The organism is Ruminococcus sp. D54t1_190329_F1 (genome assembly GCF_015551645.1).
Taxonomy (GTDB): domain Bacteria; phylum Bacillota; class Clostridia; order Lachnospirales; family Lachnospiraceae; genus Blautia_A; species Blautia_A faecis.
Genome location: NZ_JADNDC010000036.1, coordinates 1 through 16,500 on the forward strand (window position 1 = coordinate 1; position 16,500 = coordinate 16,500).

The 16,500-nt window shown below is 43.9% G+C and carries 13 protein-coding genes and 1 riboswitch; of the genes, 10 read left to right on the forward strand and 3 right to left on the reverse strand.

Annotated features, from left to right (window positions below):
• Positions 1–244 precede the first annotated feature (244 nt).
• The 3 genes from I2D69_RS15270 to I2D69_RS15280 all read left to right on the forward strand — a co-directional run bounded on the left by I2D69_RS15270 (position 245) and on the right by I2D69_RS15280 (position 4,369).
• Positions 245–1,588, forward strand: a complete 1,344-nt coding sequence (locus tag I2D69_RS15270; protein ID WP_173715630.1) for an MATE family efflux transporter — start codon at positions 245–247, stop codon at positions 1,586–1,588.
• Between the two features lie 321 nt (positions 1,589–1,909).
• Positions 1,910–3,940 carry a L,D-transpeptidase family protein gene (locus I2D69_RS15275; protein WP_243243838.1) on the forward strand — a complete coding sequence of 677 codons (2,031 nt, stop codon included), beginning with the start codon at positions 1,910–1,912 and terminating at the stop codon, positions 3,938–3,940.
• Positions 3,941–4,072: 132 nt separating this feature from the next.
• Positions 4,073–4,369: a DUF3784 domain-containing protein gene (locus I2D69_RS15280; protein ID WP_195380180.1), complete on the forward strand. Its 297-nt coding sequence runs from the start codon at positions 4,073–4,075 to the stop codon at positions 4,367–4,369.
• A gap of 211 nt (positions 4,370–4,580) precedes the next feature.
• On the opposite strand, the gene I2D69_RS15285 is transcribed toward I2D69_RS15280, so the two are convergent.
• Positions 4,581–5,195, reverse strand: a complete 615-nt coding sequence (locus tag I2D69_RS15285) for an HAD family hydrolase (RefSeq protein ID WP_195380181.1) — start codon at positions 5,193–5,195, stop codon at positions 4,581–4,583.
• Between the two features lie 309 nt (positions 5,196–5,504).
• Here I2D69_RS15285 and sfsA point away from each other — a divergent pair, with 309 nt between their 5' ends.
• The 3 genes from sfsA to I2D69_RS15300 all read left to right on the forward strand — a co-directional run bounded on the left by sfsA (position 5,505) and on the right by I2D69_RS15300 (position 8,363).
• On the forward strand, positions 5,505–6,197 hold the full coding sequence (gene sfsA, locus I2D69_RS15290) for a DNA/RNA nuclease SfsA (protein WP_118583848.1): 693 nt from the start codon (positions 5,505–5,507) through the stop codon (positions 6,195–6,197).
• The gene (mutY, locus tag I2D69_RS15295; protein ID WP_195380182.1) at positions 6,194–7,234 is read left to right on the forward strand and encodes an A/G-specific adenine glycosylase; all 1,041 of its coding nucleotides are present in this window, start codon (positions 6,194–6,196) and stop codon (positions 7,232–7,234) included. The genes sfsA and mutY overlap by 4 nt, the downstream gene beginning before the upstream one ends.
• A gap of 112 nt (positions 7,235–7,346) precedes the next feature.
• Positions 7,347–8,363, forward strand: coding sequence for a glycosyltransferase family 2 protein (locus I2D69_RS15300; RefSeq protein ID WP_118583852.1), 1,017 nt, complete (start codon positions 7,347–7,349; stop codon positions 8,361–8,363).
• 155 nt (positions 8,364–8,518) lie between these two features.
• Here the strand turns inward: I2D69_RS15300 and I2D69_RS15305 are convergent, their stop codons facing one another.
• A complete protein-coding gene (locus tag I2D69_RS15305; RefSeq protein WP_173735499.1) occupies positions 8,519–9,208 on the reverse strand; it encodes a phosphatase PAP2 family protein in 690 nt (229 codons plus the stop codon).
• Between the two features lie 69 nt (positions 9,209–9,277).
• Entirely contained in the window at positions 9,278–10,210 is a 933-nt protein-coding gene (locus I2D69_RS15310) for a diacylglycerol kinase family protein (RefSeq protein ID WP_195380183.1), read from the reverse strand.
• A 305-nt stretch (positions 10,211–10,515) separates the two neighbouring features.
• Between I2D69_RS15310 and I2D69_RS15315 the strand changes: the two genes are divergently transcribed.
• The 4 genes from I2D69_RS15315 to I2D69_RS15330 all read left to right on the forward strand — a co-directional run bounded on the left by I2D69_RS15315 (position 10,516) and on the right by I2D69_RS15330 (position 16,137).
• Positions 10,516–12,714 (forward strand): DNA topoisomerase 3, encoded by a 2,199-nt coding sequence (locus I2D69_RS15315; RefSeq protein WP_173735501.1) that lies wholly within the window; start codon positions 10,516–10,518, stop codon positions 12,712–12,714.
• A gap of 215 nt (positions 12,715–12,929) precedes the next feature.
• Positions 12,930–13,601, forward strand: a complete 672-nt coding sequence (locus I2D69_RS15320) for a YkgJ family cysteine cluster protein (RefSeq protein ID WP_118583858.1) — start codon at positions 12,930–12,932, stop codon at positions 13,599–13,601.
• Positions 13,602–14,052: 451 nt separating this feature from the next.
• Positions 14,053–15,537 (forward strand): AAA family ATPase, encoded by a 1,485-nt coding sequence (locus tag I2D69_RS15325; protein ID WP_118583860.1) that lies wholly within the window; start codon positions 14,053–14,055, stop codon positions 15,535–15,537.
• A gap of 93 nt (positions 15,538–15,630) precedes the next feature.
• Positions 15,631–16,137 carry an NUDIX domain-containing protein gene (locus tag I2D69_RS15330; RefSeq protein WP_173715626.1) on the forward strand — a complete coding sequence of 169 codons (507 nt, stop codon included), beginning with the start codon at positions 15,631–15,633 and terminating at the stop codon, positions 16,135–16,137.
• A 203-nt stretch (positions 16,138–16,340) separates the two neighbouring features.
• A riboswitch (TPP riboswitch) is annotated at positions 16,341–16,447 on the forward strand.
• The last annotated feature ends 53 nt before the right edge of the window (positions 16,448–16,500 follow it).

A 16,500-nucleotide genomic window follows, 5' to 3' on the forward strand; every position in this document is an offset into this window, starting at 1 on the left:
ATCAATATAACAAGCCCCAGCAAAAAGCCGGGGCTAATACTTCAATTATTTTAGGACATTTTCAAAAACGCTTGACAGCGCTTAAAATAATACAATCCTATGGACTGCGTTCACAAATAAACACCTCGGGGAACAGCACCTGCTGAATAGTTGCAAAATAATAAAAAAAGGGGCTTGAAAGTAGAAAAAATATCGCCTATAATCCCTCTCAAACGATATTTTTTCTTATGGAGGAAAACTGAATATGCAGACAGATATGACTGTGGGAAAGCCCATGAAAATGCTGTTGAATTTTACTATTCCTGTATTTCTGGGAAATGTTTTTCAACAGCTGTACAGTATGGCAGATGCAGTTATTGTTGGAAAGTTTGTTGGAACCAAGGGGCTGGCAGCGGTAGGCGCTACTGGAACCATTACGTTCCTTATTATTGGATTCCTGATGGGGGTTACAACAGGAGTTACAGTTCTTACCTCTCAGAAGTTCGGAGCAGGAAGAATGGATGAGATGCGTAAGACGGTTGGTAATGCAGCAATTCTTTCTGCTGTGATCGCAGTTGTTATGACTGCAGTAAGCATGTTGGGAATGCACAGGCTTCTTGTATTCATGCATACACCTGAAGATATTTTTGATGGTGCATATGGTTATATTATGATCATCTGTGCCGGAATTTTTACCCAGGTATTGTATAATCTGGTGTCCAGTATCTTAAGGGCACTGGGAAACAGCAAAACGCCTCTTTACTTTTTGATTCTGGCGGCAGGACTGAATATTGTACTTGACCTTGTATTTATTATCTTTTTTCACTGGGGAGCGCCGGGAGCTGCCTGGGCTACCGTTATTTCACAGGGAGTGTCAGGAGTTCTTTGCCTGATTTATATGTGGAAGGCCGTGCCGGAACTAAAGATGAAAAAAGAAGACTGGTATTTTAACCGTGATATTGCCGTAAAACAGATCAGTGTGGGAATTCCCATGGGACTGCAGTATTCCATTACAGCCATTGGAGGCATGATGGTACAGAGTTCTTTGAATATACTTGGCTCTTATGCAGTTGCGGCCTTTACAGCAGGCTCTAAGATTGATAATATCTTTACCCAGGCATTTGTAGCTATAGGAACTACAATGTCTACATATAGTGCACAGAATGTTGGTGCGCGTAAGCTGGACCGTGTGCGTCAGGGGTTCCGGTGTGCAGATGTGATCGGCTGTGCATATGCTGTTGTTGTAGGATTTGTCCTGTTTTTTGTGGGAAAAAGCTTTTCTTATCTGTTTATCTCTGATAATGCAGAGGCGGTGATCCCTATGGTGGATACATATCTTCGCTGTGTTGGAATGTTTATGATTCCCCTTTATGTGGTCAATTGTTACCGTAATGGCTTTCAGGGAATGGGATATGGGCTTCTTCCTATGCTCTCAGGCGTGGCAGAGCTTATTGGAAGAGGTGTGATGGCAGTTGTTGCAGCAGATGCCAGGAGTTATACAATGGCATGCATGGCCAGTCCATTTGCATGGATTGTAGCAACAGTCCTTCTTATTGTACTTTACTTCTATGTGATGAAGGATATGAAGAGAAAATTATGTCTGCAGTGAAAGCCAGGATTACAAATCCGTAAACGTGATTTAATAAAATGAATCTGTTATAGACTGTTAAGGCTGAAAAAAGGTCGATTGCAATCCGAGTTTCCAGTTTGAAAGGGTAACTTCCACATATTCTTTCGGAAGAATTAACTTTCACGGATAAGCTCTTGGGGTGGAAGTTTGAATTGCAATTAACATTAAAGGGATTCTTTTGAAGGAAATATACATTTTAAGATACAAAATGGAAAATATATGTTATAATGAAACAAGGTTTCGCCATTAGATGGAGAAGCCTTGTTCAAACAGTGTTTTTATCAGAGGAGAGTTTTATACATGAGTAAGGACAATAAGCATACTCAGGGAAGCCCGGGAGACTTTGAAGATAAAATAGATTCGGCTATGGCAGGTCTTGAAGCAGATCTGGACGAGGAATTCCACGGCGCAGACTTTTATGATGAAGATGACCAGGAGAGCGATTTTGATTCCTGGGAAGGTGAAGACGATTCCGATGCAGAAGAACTGGCTGAGCAGGATTCTGAAGAGGAGTATCCAGAGGAAGAAGAGTACGACCAGGATGAGGCAGAGCTGAGCACGGAAGAAGAGGACTTCTGGGACGAGGAAGAGACAGAATCTGAAGAAGAGAATTCAGAGGAAGAAGATTCAGAGAGCGAAGATTCAGAGGACGCTGAATCTGCAGATGAACCGGAAACATCTGAAAAAGAGCTTCAGGTGGAAATTATTCCGCCCTATTCAAATAAAGGCAGAAAGCACCGAAGAAAAGATTCTGCCGGTGCGGTAGCACCTAACCAGCCTGAGAAGCAGACTTCTAAGAAATCTGCCAGACCGTCTCCGAAGCCGGCAGCCAGATCTGCCCGTCCGACGAAGATTTCCTATGTTCCTATTACTGATGAGGAACTGGATGAGAAGATCATCCCTGTTCCCAGAAAGAAGCATAAGGGACTTAAAGTTACGGGAATTGTGGCAGCTATTCTTGCGGTGACAGCAGGATGCGCTTATGGAGCAGTGAGTTACTATTATGCAGACAGATTCTTTGAAGGAACCTATATTAACGGAATCAACTGTTCCAATAAGACTGCCTACGAGACAGAGCAGCTGATTGCAGGCAATGTGGAGGATTATTCCATTGAGGTTACCGCGCGGAACCAGGAGCCACAGACCATCAGCGGAAACCAGATCAATTACCGCTATGTGTCTGATGGAGAAGTTCTGGATCTTTTGAAGCAGCAGAAGCCATATGAATGGGTAAAAGGGTTCATGGAGACCAGAAGCTATACCACCCAGGAGAATGTGACTTTTGATAAGAGTTTGCTTCAGAGTGAAGTAAAGGAATTAAAGTGTGCACAGGCAGAAAACCAGGTTGAGCCGGAGAATGCATATGTGGCGCTTGAGGGAAGCGAGTTTACCATTGTTCCTGAGACTGAGGGCAGCAAGCTGAAGGTGAAGGAAGCCTATAAAGCGCTGGATACCGCCATTTCCGGAAGCCAGACATCCATTGATCTGGGAAGTACGCCGGATGTATATGCAGTGGCAGCAGTGACCAGCGATGATCCTACCCTTCAGGCCACCAGGGATGCTTATAATAATTATACCAAGGCCAGCATTACCTATACATTTGGAGAGCAGACAGTCACTCTTGACGGAAGCACCCTTAAGGAATGGCTGCAGTTTGATGACAAGGGACAGCTGGTGCAGGATGATGCTTCCTTTACCCAGCATATCAAGGATTTTGTGGCACAGCTGGCAAGTGAGCATGATACAGTTGGAACAACACGTTCCTTTAATACGACCAGTGGCCGTACCGTTTCTGTTTATGGCTCTGCATATGGCTGGAAGATCGATCAGGACGCAGAAGCAGCACAGCTGACAGAAGAGATCCGTACAGGCACTCAGACTACACGGGAACCGGTATATTCCATGAGAGCCAATTCTTACGGATATAATGACATTGGAAGTACCTATATCGAGGTAGATTTGAGTAGTCAGCACATGTACTATTACCAGAATGGCAGCATCATCTTTGACTCTGACATTGTTTCCGGAGATATCCGTTATGATGACAGAGCCACACCTCCGGGAATTTTCACCCTGTATTATAAGAAGAGCCCGGATGTGCTTCGTGGAGAGAAGAAGCCGGACGGCACTTACGAGTACGAAACCCAGGTTACCTACTGGATGCCGTTTAACGGCGGAATTGGTTTCCATGACGCTACCTGGCAGGCATATTTCGGTGGTGACCGCTATACCTACGCCGGATCCCATGGATGTATCAATATGCCGCTGGATGCAGCAGCTACTCTGTACAGCATTATTGATACCAATGTGCCGATCGTGTGCTTCTACTAAAAGATCATTTATCTGACTGGAAAATTGCGGGAATGATTTTTCAAACATGCTCTAGCTGAATGAAAAGGCAGCTGCATGTCTTTGAGGCTGCGGATAGCAGAACAACACAAAAGAAGTGGAGAATAAGTTAATATGAATATGGATTCATTTGATATGATACTGACTATAGCAGCTCTTGTAATGGGAGTTATGCTTCTTACCGGTCATGGAGATGTTCTTATGAAAGGCGGAAATGCCGCTGAGCGTAAGAAGCTTTACGATGACAAAAAGGTCCAGCTGGTTTCCGGCGTGACCCTGCTCATTTTCGGAATCCTCACCGGTCTGGATATGGTGATCAAGAGCTATGTGTACGATATCATTTATCTGGCAGCAGTAATTATTATCTTCATTATCATGGTGGTAGTGATTCGCAAGAAATGTAAGAAATAAGATGAAAAAGAAGCACTTGTATATCTGGAAATTGATATACAGGTGCTTCTTTTGTAATCCAGATATTGAGCTGTACTAGAGCGTGTTTGAAAAATCATTCCCGCAATCTGCTGTTGAATAACTGTGTGTCACATTCTCGTTACTTCAGTGATGAGTCAGGCACACTATTTTTTGAAAAGTAAGGACTGCTAATAAAAATTTGTATAAATAATTAGAATAATTTCAACAAATCCGCCGGCTTCTCAATCACATAATCCGGTGTATCTACCTGTCCAAATCCATAGGAAGCAAATACAAATGGTACCCCTGCCTCCTGACATGCCTGGTAATCTCCGAAGGTGTCTCCTACATAAACAGGTGCTTTCAGCTGATACTTCTTAGCAATAGAACGGATATTAGCCGCCTTGGCTTCCCCGCTGTCTCCAGGACAAAGATGGCCGGTGAAGTATTTTCCCAGCCCTGTTTTCTCAAAAACAAGCTCAATATATCCAGCCTGGCAGTTGCTTACTACAAAAAGCGGGTAGCGTTTGTTAAGCTCCTTCAAAGTTTCTTCTAGTCCGTCGTAAACAGGTGCGCCCATCGCACCCAGCAGATCGTGCTCAGCCTGGCAGCAGATATCGATAACCCGAAGCTGTTCCGCTTTGGTCTGTTCTGGAAGGATTGCCTTCGCAATATCCGGGAGAAGTCTGCCAAACAGCCCTTTCAGCTGATCAGCCGTCACACGGACATTAATATTCTCTTTTTCTAAAGCCTTATTCCACGCCATAGCTACAACGTCAGTGGAGTTCCATATAGTTCCGTCAATATCAAAAATAATACTGTCCATTTGAGGTTTTTAGTCCTTTCTGGTGTGCTTAAAATTCTAAAATTGCTTCTTTTCTCATTCTGTTTTGCAATCTGACGGTTTCTATTCTATATAGGAAAATCAAAAAAATCAATCTCCTAATATGGGATTTTTCAATTTTAACTGGCTTTTTGCCGATTTTATGTTATGATAGGAAAGGTGACTGCTGCTTTTGAACTATTGGTCAGTTTTATATTGCAGTGAAATAGTTACATTATTTCTTAAGACTGTCATTGAAGAAAGCCTTTTTCAGACACGTTTTGGGAGTCAGACAGCAGCACGAGGTGAACTATGAAATACGAAAATATTACAGAAGGCCGTTTCCTGGATCGTCCGAACCGATTTATTGCACATGTGGAGATCGCGGGACAGACAGAGACGGTTCATGTAAAGAACACAGGCAGATGCAGGGAGCTTTTGATTCCTGGTGTCCAGGTTTTTCTGGAAAAGAGCAGTAATCCGGCAAGGAAAACGGCATACGATCTGGTCTGTGTAAATAAAGGCGGACGCCTGATCAATATGGATTCCCAGATTCCCAATAAAGCCGCCCTGGAATGGGTAAGGGCAGGACATCTTTTTCCAGAGGAAGTGCAGGTAACTCCTGAGAAAACTTATGGAAATTCCAGATTCGATCTGTATGCCTGTTCAGATAAGAGAAAGGCTTTTATTGAGGTCAAAGGTGTAACCCTGGAAGCAGATAATATTGCCCGTTTTCCCGATGCTCCTACTGCGAGGGGCGTGAAGCACCTGGAAGAGCTGATTCATTGCATGAGGGAAGGGTATGAGGCTTATCTGCTTCTGGTGATCCAGATGAAGGGAATTACAAGATTTGAACCAAACTGGGATACGCACCGGGAATTTGGGGAAACCTTACAGAAAGCGAAAAAGGCAGGGGTGCATATTCTGGCCTATGACTGTCTGGTAGAGCCAGACGGGATGGAAATACAGAATCCAGTGCCTGTGTGTTTGGAGGAAACTAGATGACAGATGAGTTTATACAGCCTCTTCTTGCCTGGTATGATGAGAACAAAAGGATTTTGCCCTGGAGGGATAAGTACAACGCCTATTACACCTGGGTATCCGAGATCATGCTCCAGCAGACCCGCGTGGAAGCTGTAAAGCCCTATTTTGAAAGATTTATTAGGGAACTGCCGGATATCCAGGCCCTGGCAGTCTGTCCGGAGGAAAAGCTGTTAAAGCTATGGGAAGGTCTTGGATACTATAGCCGTGTGCGGAACATGCAGCTGGCAGCCAGGGAAATGGTAGAAAAATATAATGGCAGACTTCCTGACGACTTTTCCCTTCTTATCTCGTTAAAGGGAATAGGAAGTTATACCGCAGGAGCCATCGCTTCCATAGCGTATGGCATTCCGGTGCCAGCCGTAGATGGAAATGTTTTCCGTGTAGTCACCAGAATGACGGAAGATTCGGAAGATATTACCAGACCTGCATTTCGCAAAAAGACAGAAAGCGCATTGCAGAAAATTATCCCGAAAGACCGTCCAGGTGATTTTAATCAGGCAATGATGGAGCTTGGAGCAGTAGTGTGCGTCCCCAACGGACAGCCCAAATGTGATCTTTGTCCGGTGAGATGCTTTTGCCAGGCGGGACTTCACGGCACCATGGAAAAGTTTCCGGTGAAAGCACCAAAGAAGCCAAGAGTGGTGGAAGAGCGTACCGTGCTGGTTATTCAGGATGGAAGCTGCACTGCGATCCGCAAGCGACCGCCGAAAGGTCTTCTTGCCGGATTATACGAGCTTCCCAATACAGAAGGATACCTGAACCGTGAGGAAGCCCTGGAATACGTGAAAGAGCTTGGCGCAGAGCCCTTATATATAGAAGAACTGCCAGATGCCAGGCATATTTTTTCCCACATTGAGTGGAGGATGAAAGCGTACCGGATCCGTGTGTCCTCCCTGGAGCAGACACATGCCCCGGGAATTCTTTTTGCAGATAAAAAAGAATCAGAGAGAAACTACGCCATACCTTCTGCGTTTGGCGCTTATGAAAAATATATGTAATGGTTCAGCTGGAGTTTTTGAGAACATAATTCAAAGAAAAAAAAGGAAAATACATCGCAAGGTGCGTAATTTTAAAATACAGAATCGTTACACTACATGAGGAGGAAAATAAATGAAATTACTGAGCATAGCAATTCCATGTTATAATTCTGAAGCTTATATGGAGAACTGCATCAAATCCCTTTTACCAGGCGGAGATGAAGTAGAGATCCTTGTAATTGACGATGGATCCAAGGACAGAACAGCCGAGATCGCAGATGAATACCAGGAGAAATATCCAGGCATTGTCCGCGCCATCCATCAGCCAAACCTTGGCCACGGCGGCGCCGTAAACACCGGTATCCACAATGCCCAGGGGCTCTATTTCAAGGTTGTAGACAGCGATGACTGGGTAAATGAAGAATCCTACAAAGAGATCCTGAAAACTCTGGAAGAGCTGGTAAAAGGCTCCAAAACAGTTGATCTTCTCATCAGTAATTTTGTATACGAGAAACAGGGTGCTACCCGCAAGAAGGTTATGCAGTATCGTCACTGCCTGCCAGTGAACCAGATTTTCACCTGGAATGAAGTAGGTCACATGCCAAAGGGAAAATATCTTCTCATGCACTCCATGATCTACCGTACCCAGCTTCTCCTTGAGTGCAACTTGACTCTGCCGGAGCATACCTTCTACGTAGATAATATTTTTGCCTTTGATCCGCTGCCGTATGTACAGAACATGTACTACCTGGATACTAATTTCTACCGTTACTTTATCGGCCGCGATGACCAGTCCGTAAACGAGACAGTTATGATCCGCAGAATCGACCAGCAGCTCCGCGTAAATAAACTGATGGTAAATTCCTACACCAGCTGCGGCAGCATGAATAAACGCACCAGAGCCTACATGATCAGTTATCTGGATATTATTACTACCATTTCCTCCATTATGCTGATCCGCTCCGGCACAAAGGAAGCTCTCGACAAGAAGAAGGAGCTTCTGGAATATATCCGCTCCACGAACCGTGCCCTCTACGGAAAACTTCGCCACAGCCTCATGGGTAACTTCATGAACCTTCCAGGCCGCGGCGGACGTAAGGTGTCTGTAGCTGCATACAAGCTTTGCCAGAAGTTCTATGGATTTAACTGATTAATGATAAGGGCGTTCTGGAGATTTTTGAAAAATCATTCCTGCAATCAGTACGCCCCACTTTGCGGCATATTTTATCCATATTCGGTTGCCGTCGCCCATATTTTTGTTAATAAAAAAACGCGCCTTCCAATTTCTGGAAGTGCGCGTTTTGTTTAATAATGTTTCCTGCGATTATTCCGTCCAATTCTCTCTACTGCCATGCCACTTGCTTCTTCTCCCGCCTTCTGCGGATAGAAAAACAGATATCCAAACAGCGCCAGCGTAGCACCACAGCACACATCAATTACGGAATGCTGCTTCAGGAACATAGTAGACATGATAATAAGTAATGTAAGAACCAATGATCCATACCTTACCCCTTTGTGGTCTCTCAGCGCCTCACAATTGGTAAGTGACATATGAACTGCCAGAGAATTAAACACATGAATACTTGGCAGAACATTGGTCGGTGTATCCGTCCGATACAGCCATCTTACCATATCTGTAAACACGTTTTCCCTTGGAAACTCCGATGGTCTTAAGTGCAGTACATTTGGATATATATAAGACACGATCAGGAAAACAGTCATACCCATCATCATATTGAAAATCAACTGATAATATTCTTTTTTATTCTTGTTCCTGAAGATAAAGTACAAAACTGTGACAATCTGATAGGGAAACCATAACAGATAGGGGACAATAAAATATTCACAAAATGGTATGTAATCATCAAAAACAGTGTCGATCACATGAAATCCCCGCACCGGCCTGCGCTCCAGATACTCAAAAAAAAGCATATAAACAATGGCATACGCAAGTATGATCAGACCATGCCTGTATTTTTTTATAAATTGTACCAAGTCTTTTTCACTCCTTTTCCAATCCGGGTTATCGGTCCTGTAATTCCGGATATCCCAAATCGTGAGAGATTATACCACAGGTAAAATGATTTTTAAAGAGCTTTTTTCAATGGAAACTGTTAAATCTTCGCGAATTCCGCCAGATTCCCCGTCAATATGAATGGGAAGAGCGGACGCACTATGTACATGGATATCTCTGCAGGTGAGAATATGTATTCCCCTGATGCCCACATGCTTTCCGAAAAAAGCAGTAGGCAGGCAAAATAAAAGCTTTATCTTACGGATACCTTCCACAAGGATCACGTCCAGAACCTGGTCGTCAGGCTGAGCATCCGGGCAGAACTTAAAACCGCCGCCTTCATATTTCTGATTCATAACCGCTGTAAAATATACGTGGTCATAGGAAAAAGTATTCTCTCCATCAAGGGTCACTGTCATTTTTCCTGGATTAATAAAAATCAGCTGCTTCAATGCAATGAAAAGATAAATCAGCTTTCCCAGCCCAAGACGATTGAATACCTTCTTTAAGGGCGTTGCCAGAACCTCCTGGCATACGCCGGCGTCATATCCGATTCCCGTGCTGATACCGAATCGGGACTTCTTATTATTGCGGAGCAGGTAAGGAACATCCATTTTGCTGATATACTCTGCCTTTAGGATATATTCCAGTGATTCCATTGGATCAAAAGGGAGTCTCATGCTTCTGCAGAAATCATTGCCAGAGCCGGTTGGAATGTATCCGAAGACTACCCGGTCAAAATCGGTGATGCCGGTGAGCACCTCGTGAATGGTGCCGTCACCTCCCACTGCAATGATATATACAGGCTCAGATTCAGTGCCAAGAGCACAGGCATCAGAAGCAATCTCTGCGGCATGTCCAGAATATCTTGTAAGGCAGTACTGGAAATCAACTCCCCGAAGCATAAGCTGCTGATGAATCTCATTCCAGATGGAACGTCCCCTGCCAGAGCGGGAATTGGGATTAACAATAAAATAATACATAACTTCTCCTAGGTTTTTAGAACATGTTTGCAAAATCTCCCATAAATTGTGAAGCACATATCAGGGAACGTATTTGGGGGCATGCTCTGTTGCAAAGAACCTGAAGTATCGCGATGTAGATTCTCTGTCTTTTATGGTTACATAATATCATTGGTGGGATCGTTTTACAAATTAATTTTAACAAAATATTCTTAAAAATTTCTGAAGTGTGTTATAATGTAACTATTCCTTAACAATTATGGAGAGGATTTCACTGTTTGCTTAAGCAGACATCATCAAATACGAAAATAATCAGGAGTGTATACATGAAATCACTTGTAATTGCGGAAAAACCATCCGTCGCCAGAGACATTGCCCGTGTTCTTGGCGCAAACCAGAAGAACGGTGGTATTCTCGAAGGCAAAAACTATGTAGTAACCTGGGCGCTTGGACATCTTGTAACCCTGGCTGACCCGGAAGAATATGACAGAAAGTATGAAAAATGGGAAATGGCGACTTTGCCCATGCTCCCCAAGGAGATGAAGCTGGTAGTCATCCGCCAGACAGGCAGGCAATTTTCCGTAGTAAAGACTCAGCTTTTCCGAAAAGATATTGGAGAAATCATTATAGCCACAGATGCAGGACGGGAGGGGGAACTTGTTGCCCGCTGGATCCTGGAAAAAGCAGGCTGCCATAAGCCAATTAAGAGACTGTGGATTTCCTCAGTCACAGATAAAGCAATTAAAGAAGGCTTTGCCAATCTGAAAGACGGGCATGACTATGACAATCTTTATCGTGCAGCTGTTGCAAGGGCAGAAGCAGACTGGCTGGTGGGAATGAACGGTACCAGAGCCCTCACCTGTAAATACAATGCCCAGCTTTCCTGTGGCAGGGTGCAGACCCCCACCCTTGCCATGATCGCAAAGCGCGAAGAAGAAATCCGCAAATTTGTTCCAAAGGAATATTATGGTATTTCTCTGGAAACCCAGGATGTGAAATGGACCTGGAGAGATGAGAAAACAAAGAGCTTCCGTACTTTTTCCCGGGAAAGGGCAGAGCAGATCAAGGGCAGGCTGGAGAACGCTGCTCTTGAAATAACCAGTGTAGAGAAAAAAGCGAAAAAGACTATGGCCCCAGGTCTGTATGACCTGACAACTTTGCAGAGGGAAGCCAACCTGAAATATGGTTTTTCTGCAAAAGAGACCCTGAATATTATGCAGCGCCTTTACGAAAACCACAAAGTACTCACATATCCCCGAACCGATTCCCGATACATTGGAAAAGACATTGTTCCTACTATTAAGGAAAGGCTGAAGGCCTGCGGAATCGGTCCGTACAGGAAGCTTGCAGGCGCACTTATGAATAAGCCTGTGCAGGTGAATGGAAGCTTTGTGGATGATAAGAGGGTCAGTGACCACCATGCGATCATTCCGACAGAACAGTTTGTTCAGCTGGACCACATGACAAATGAAGAACGGAAGATTTATGATATGGTTGTCCGTCGTTTCCTTGCGGTTCTTTATCCTGCAAGTCAGTATGAGCAGGTGACCATGGAGGCGAAAGCGGCAGGAGAAACATTTGCAGCCAGCGGCAAAGTGATAAAGAGCCTGGGCTGGAAGGAAGTTTACGAAGGCGGGGCAGATGATGATTTGGAAGATGAGGCGGAAGATGAGAAAAAACTGAAAGACCAGCGCCTTCCGGAGATGAAAACAGGAACCAGACTAAAGATTTTGAAAACTTCCTTAAATACAGGAAAAACAAAACCGCCAGCAAGATTCACAGAGGCAACTCTTCTTGCAGCTATGGAAAATCCGGTGAAATTTATGGAGACAAGGGATAAAGAAGCGGTGAAAACCCTTGGAGAGACTGGGGGGCTTGGAACCGTTGCCACAAGAGCAGACATTATTGAGAAACTTTTCCATTCTTTTATGATGGAGAAAAAAGGCAATGAGATCCATATTACCTCCAAGGCAAAACAGCTTCTGGAGCTGGTGCCGGAAGATCTGAAAAAGCCCGAGCTCACGGCTGACTGGGAGATGAAGCTTTCCCAGATTGCAAAAGGCAGGATACGTCAGGGGGATTTTCTTCACCAAATCCGTGACTATACCTGTGAAATTGTGGATGAGATCAAGACCGGGGAAGGCACTTTCCGCCACGACAATCTTACAAATAAAGTGTGTCCGCAGTGCGGCAAAAAACTTCTGGCTGTTAACGGAAAAAACAGCAAAATGCTGGTATGCCAGGACCGTGAGTGCGGTTACCGTGAAACGATTTCCCGCACCACCAATGCCCGTTGTCCGAAATGCCATAAACGTATGGAAATGTATGTAAAAGGTAAGGAAGAGACGTTTGTCTGCCAGTGCGGTTATAAAGAGAAGCTTTCCGCGTTCCAGGCAAGACGTCAGAAAGAGGGCGCAGGAGTAGGCAAGCGTGACGTGCAGAACTATCTGCGCAGGCAGCAGAAAGAGGCAAATGAGCCGGTGAATAATGCTTTTGCACAGGCATTGTCTGGAATTAAGCTGTAAATACAGAGGATAGATAATACGGAGATGCTGTTGATGGCAGCATGTTATATTACTGTTCACTGGCAATGTCCCGCGGGGTGTTTTTGGTGAATATCGTTTACAGAAAAATGGGGAATCTCAGCGGGAAATCTTGAAAATGCATGATTTCAGTGCATCGCGAAGTGAACCGTAACCATGTTTGTCTACAAAAAAATAAAAGAAAGAGGAATTTGCATATGCGCCGAGAAGTATCTTTGGAAGAGATTTCCGACGGAAGACTTTATGAATTAAACGATATGGTAAAGGCAGACTGTCAGGATTGTGCGGGCTGTCATGACTGCTGTGAGGGTATGGGGGACTCAGTTGTGCTGGATCCCATGGATGTGTACCGTCTGTGTACGAATCTGGGAAAAACACCACAGGAACTGGTAAGCACCGGGCTGATCCAGTTCGATGCCATGGATGGGAATATTCTGCCTCATCTTTGCATGAGTGGAAAAAACCAATGCTGTGTTTTCCTGAATGAACAGGGACGGTGCAGCATTCATGACTTCCGTCCTGGGTTCTGCAGACTTTTCCCATTGGGACGTTTCTATGAAAATGGAGGATTTAAGTATTTTCTGCAGATCCATGAATGTAAGAAGACAAGCCGGAGCAAGATCAAGGTAAAGAAATGGATCGACACTCCGGATCTTCGCCAGTATGAAAAGTTTGTAGCTGACTGGCATTATTTTTTGCTGGATGTGCAGGAGGTTCTTTATAATGCCACAGATGCCCAGCTGATCAAAAATCTGAATTTGTATGTGGTGAATCGTTTTTATATGAAAACATATGAAGTGGGCAGAGATTTCTATGAGCAGTTTGAAGAAAGACTGACAGAAGGAAAGCAGCTGTTAAGTCTGGCATAATTGAATAGAAAAACTCCCGGAACACTTGAGCCTGTTTGAAAAATCTTATAGAAAGCTTTTTCAGACACGCTCTAGAGCGCCCGGGAGTCTTTTATTTTTAGATTGCAGTATTCCATTAGAAGCTTTGGGAGGGACTATGGTGTCTGCGCACTAAAAATCAGAAATATATATCAAATGTTAAGTGAAAATCAAATTGTTGAAAAGTAGTCCGTATAATAGAATACACGAATTTCTCCATTTTGGCAAGAGATTTTTTGTAAAAAACTAAGAAATGCCAAGATATATAAAAAATAAGATAGTTACTGGTCACAAAGTGAACAATAATACAAGACAATGCTGAATTATGAAACAGGCCAACTCATTCTGGACATTAGAGAAAAATGTTGTTATAGTAAGAAAGAAAAATTAGAGAAATATATCCCTTTAAATACACAGGAAAGAGGAAAAAGCTATGCCAGTATTTGATTTCAGCGGTGCTTCTGCAAGCAAAGCGGAGGCAAAGTGTACTTACACAACATTTCACAGCAGCCATACGAAGCCTTCACCGGAGCAGCCGATTATGGTGCTTGACAATAAAGAGAGACAGTGGAAACATCATTCCTGCGGTGTGTTTACCAATCCGGTAAACCGTACTGCTTTTGATTTTAAGGAAGAAGACGGTAACCATACAGCAGATGTGGTGAAAATTGATTCCAGATTTACCAGTCTTTTGAAATGGCTGGGAGACAGCAGGATCAATGTACGTTTGTCTGGTACTAACAGGGAGGACGGATATGCGGTATACCGCATTCGCGAAACTGCTTTTGGCGGCGGCACAAAGCTTTCTGCAGAGGATGGCTTTCTGCAGTTTATGATTGAGAGACTTCTGGAGAGTAATGCACCTGCCGAGGCAGAAGAGGATGAGGAACAGGAGGAAAACGGTGATGAGATGAAACTTACCAGCATTCAGAGCATTACCGATTTTATGACCTGCGCAGGCAAAACACTGCCGGATAATATCAGACTCTGGACCAGAAGAAATCTGGCAGTGGCAAGATCCAGTGAAGTTTCTCAGGAAGAGCGCCATCATGCACAGAGGGCTCTTTCTATTATGTTGAATATCCAGTGGAAGAACAATTATTTTGAAGCAATCGATCCTGTTGAGGCAAGGAGAATCCTGGATGAAGAGCTTTATGGAATGGAGCGTGTGAAACAACGTATTATTGAGACGATTATCCAGATCAACCGTACACATACCCTTCCGGCCTACGGACTTCTTCTGATCGGACCTGCCGGTACTGGCAAATCCCAGATAGCCTATGCAGTTGCAAGAATCCTGAAACTTCCGTGGACTACGCTGGACATGAGCTCAATTAACGACTCCAAGCAGCTTACCGGAAGCCCCCGTATTTACGCAAATGCAAAGCCCGGAATTATTATGGAGGCATTTTCCATGGCTGGTGCCTCTAATCTGGTATTTATTATTAACGAGCTTGATAAGGCAAATTCCGGCAAAGGAAATGGAAATCCGGCAGACGTACTTCTTACCCTTCTGGACAATCTTGGATTTACAGATAACTATATGGAGTGTATGATCCCAACTGGCGGTGTTTATCCAATTGCTACTGCAAATGACCGTGACCAGATCAGTGCACCGCTGATGTCCAGATTTGCAGTAATTGATATTCCGGATTATACAGCTGAGGAGAAGAAAGTAATCTTTTCCAGATTCTCTCTTCCGAAAGTTCTTAAGAGAATGCATATGGAAGAGAGTGAGTGCATTATCACAGAGGGTGCGCTGGAGGCAATCATCCAGCGTTATTCCAATACTTCAGGTATTCGTGATCTGGAGCAGGCAGCAGAGCACATTGCGGCAAATGCACTGTATCAGATCGAGGTCAACCATGTAGAGAAGGTAGAGTATACCAGAGAGATGGTGGAGGAACTGCTGAAATAGAAAAAGATGAAAAACTGCATTTGATAACAATATTTGCAAAACAATCGTAATATAAAAATATACATAAGAAATATATAACAGGAGTGATAAAAATTGGAATTCTGGGACATCTATGATATTAACAAGAGACCTACCGGCCGTACCATGAAACGAAACGACTGGTGTTTAAAGGACGGAGAATACCATCTCACCGTACTTGGAGTAGTGGCAAGACCAGATGGTACGTTTCTCATTACCAAACGTGTGCTGACAAAAGCCTGGGCACCAGGCTGGTGGGAGGTTTCCGGTGGTGCAGCACAGGCAGGGGAATCCTCTTATGACGCTGTACTCCGCGAAGTGAAAGAGGAGACAGGTCTTGACGTAAGCAGTGCGCAGGGCGGCTATCTTTTTACTTACAAAAGAGAGAATCCAGGGGAGGGAGACAACTATTTCGTAGATGTTTACCGCTTTGTGATGGATGTGAAAGAAGAAGATCTACACCTTCAGGAAGAAGAGACAGACGGCCACATGTTTGCCACCCTGAATCAGATCAAGGAATTTGCAGCCCAGGGAAAATTCCTGCACTATGACAGTATTCAGGCTGCCTTTGAGAATCTGTAGATTTATTATATATTCTGCAGGAAATAACTGTGATATGCAGGGGGATTTTTTTTACGAATTCTGATGAAATGGGAATATTAATTAGAGCGGCTGGTCAGACTGCGAGCAGTACAATTCTGTTAAGGGTATGTAAAATATAATTGAGATAAAAATAGTTTCTTGTAATTTGAAGAAAGGTGTATTATAATAAGCAACGAAATCTGAATAACGACCAGGGGAGTTTCAATTGAGAAGCTGAGAGTAAGGTAGTCCTTAGACCCTTTTAACCTGTTGGATCATGCCAGTGTAGGAAGTGTTTAACGATGTAATTAGGAGCATTTGTCTGGATGGCAGGTGCTCTTTTTTTCATACTGACTGACAGAG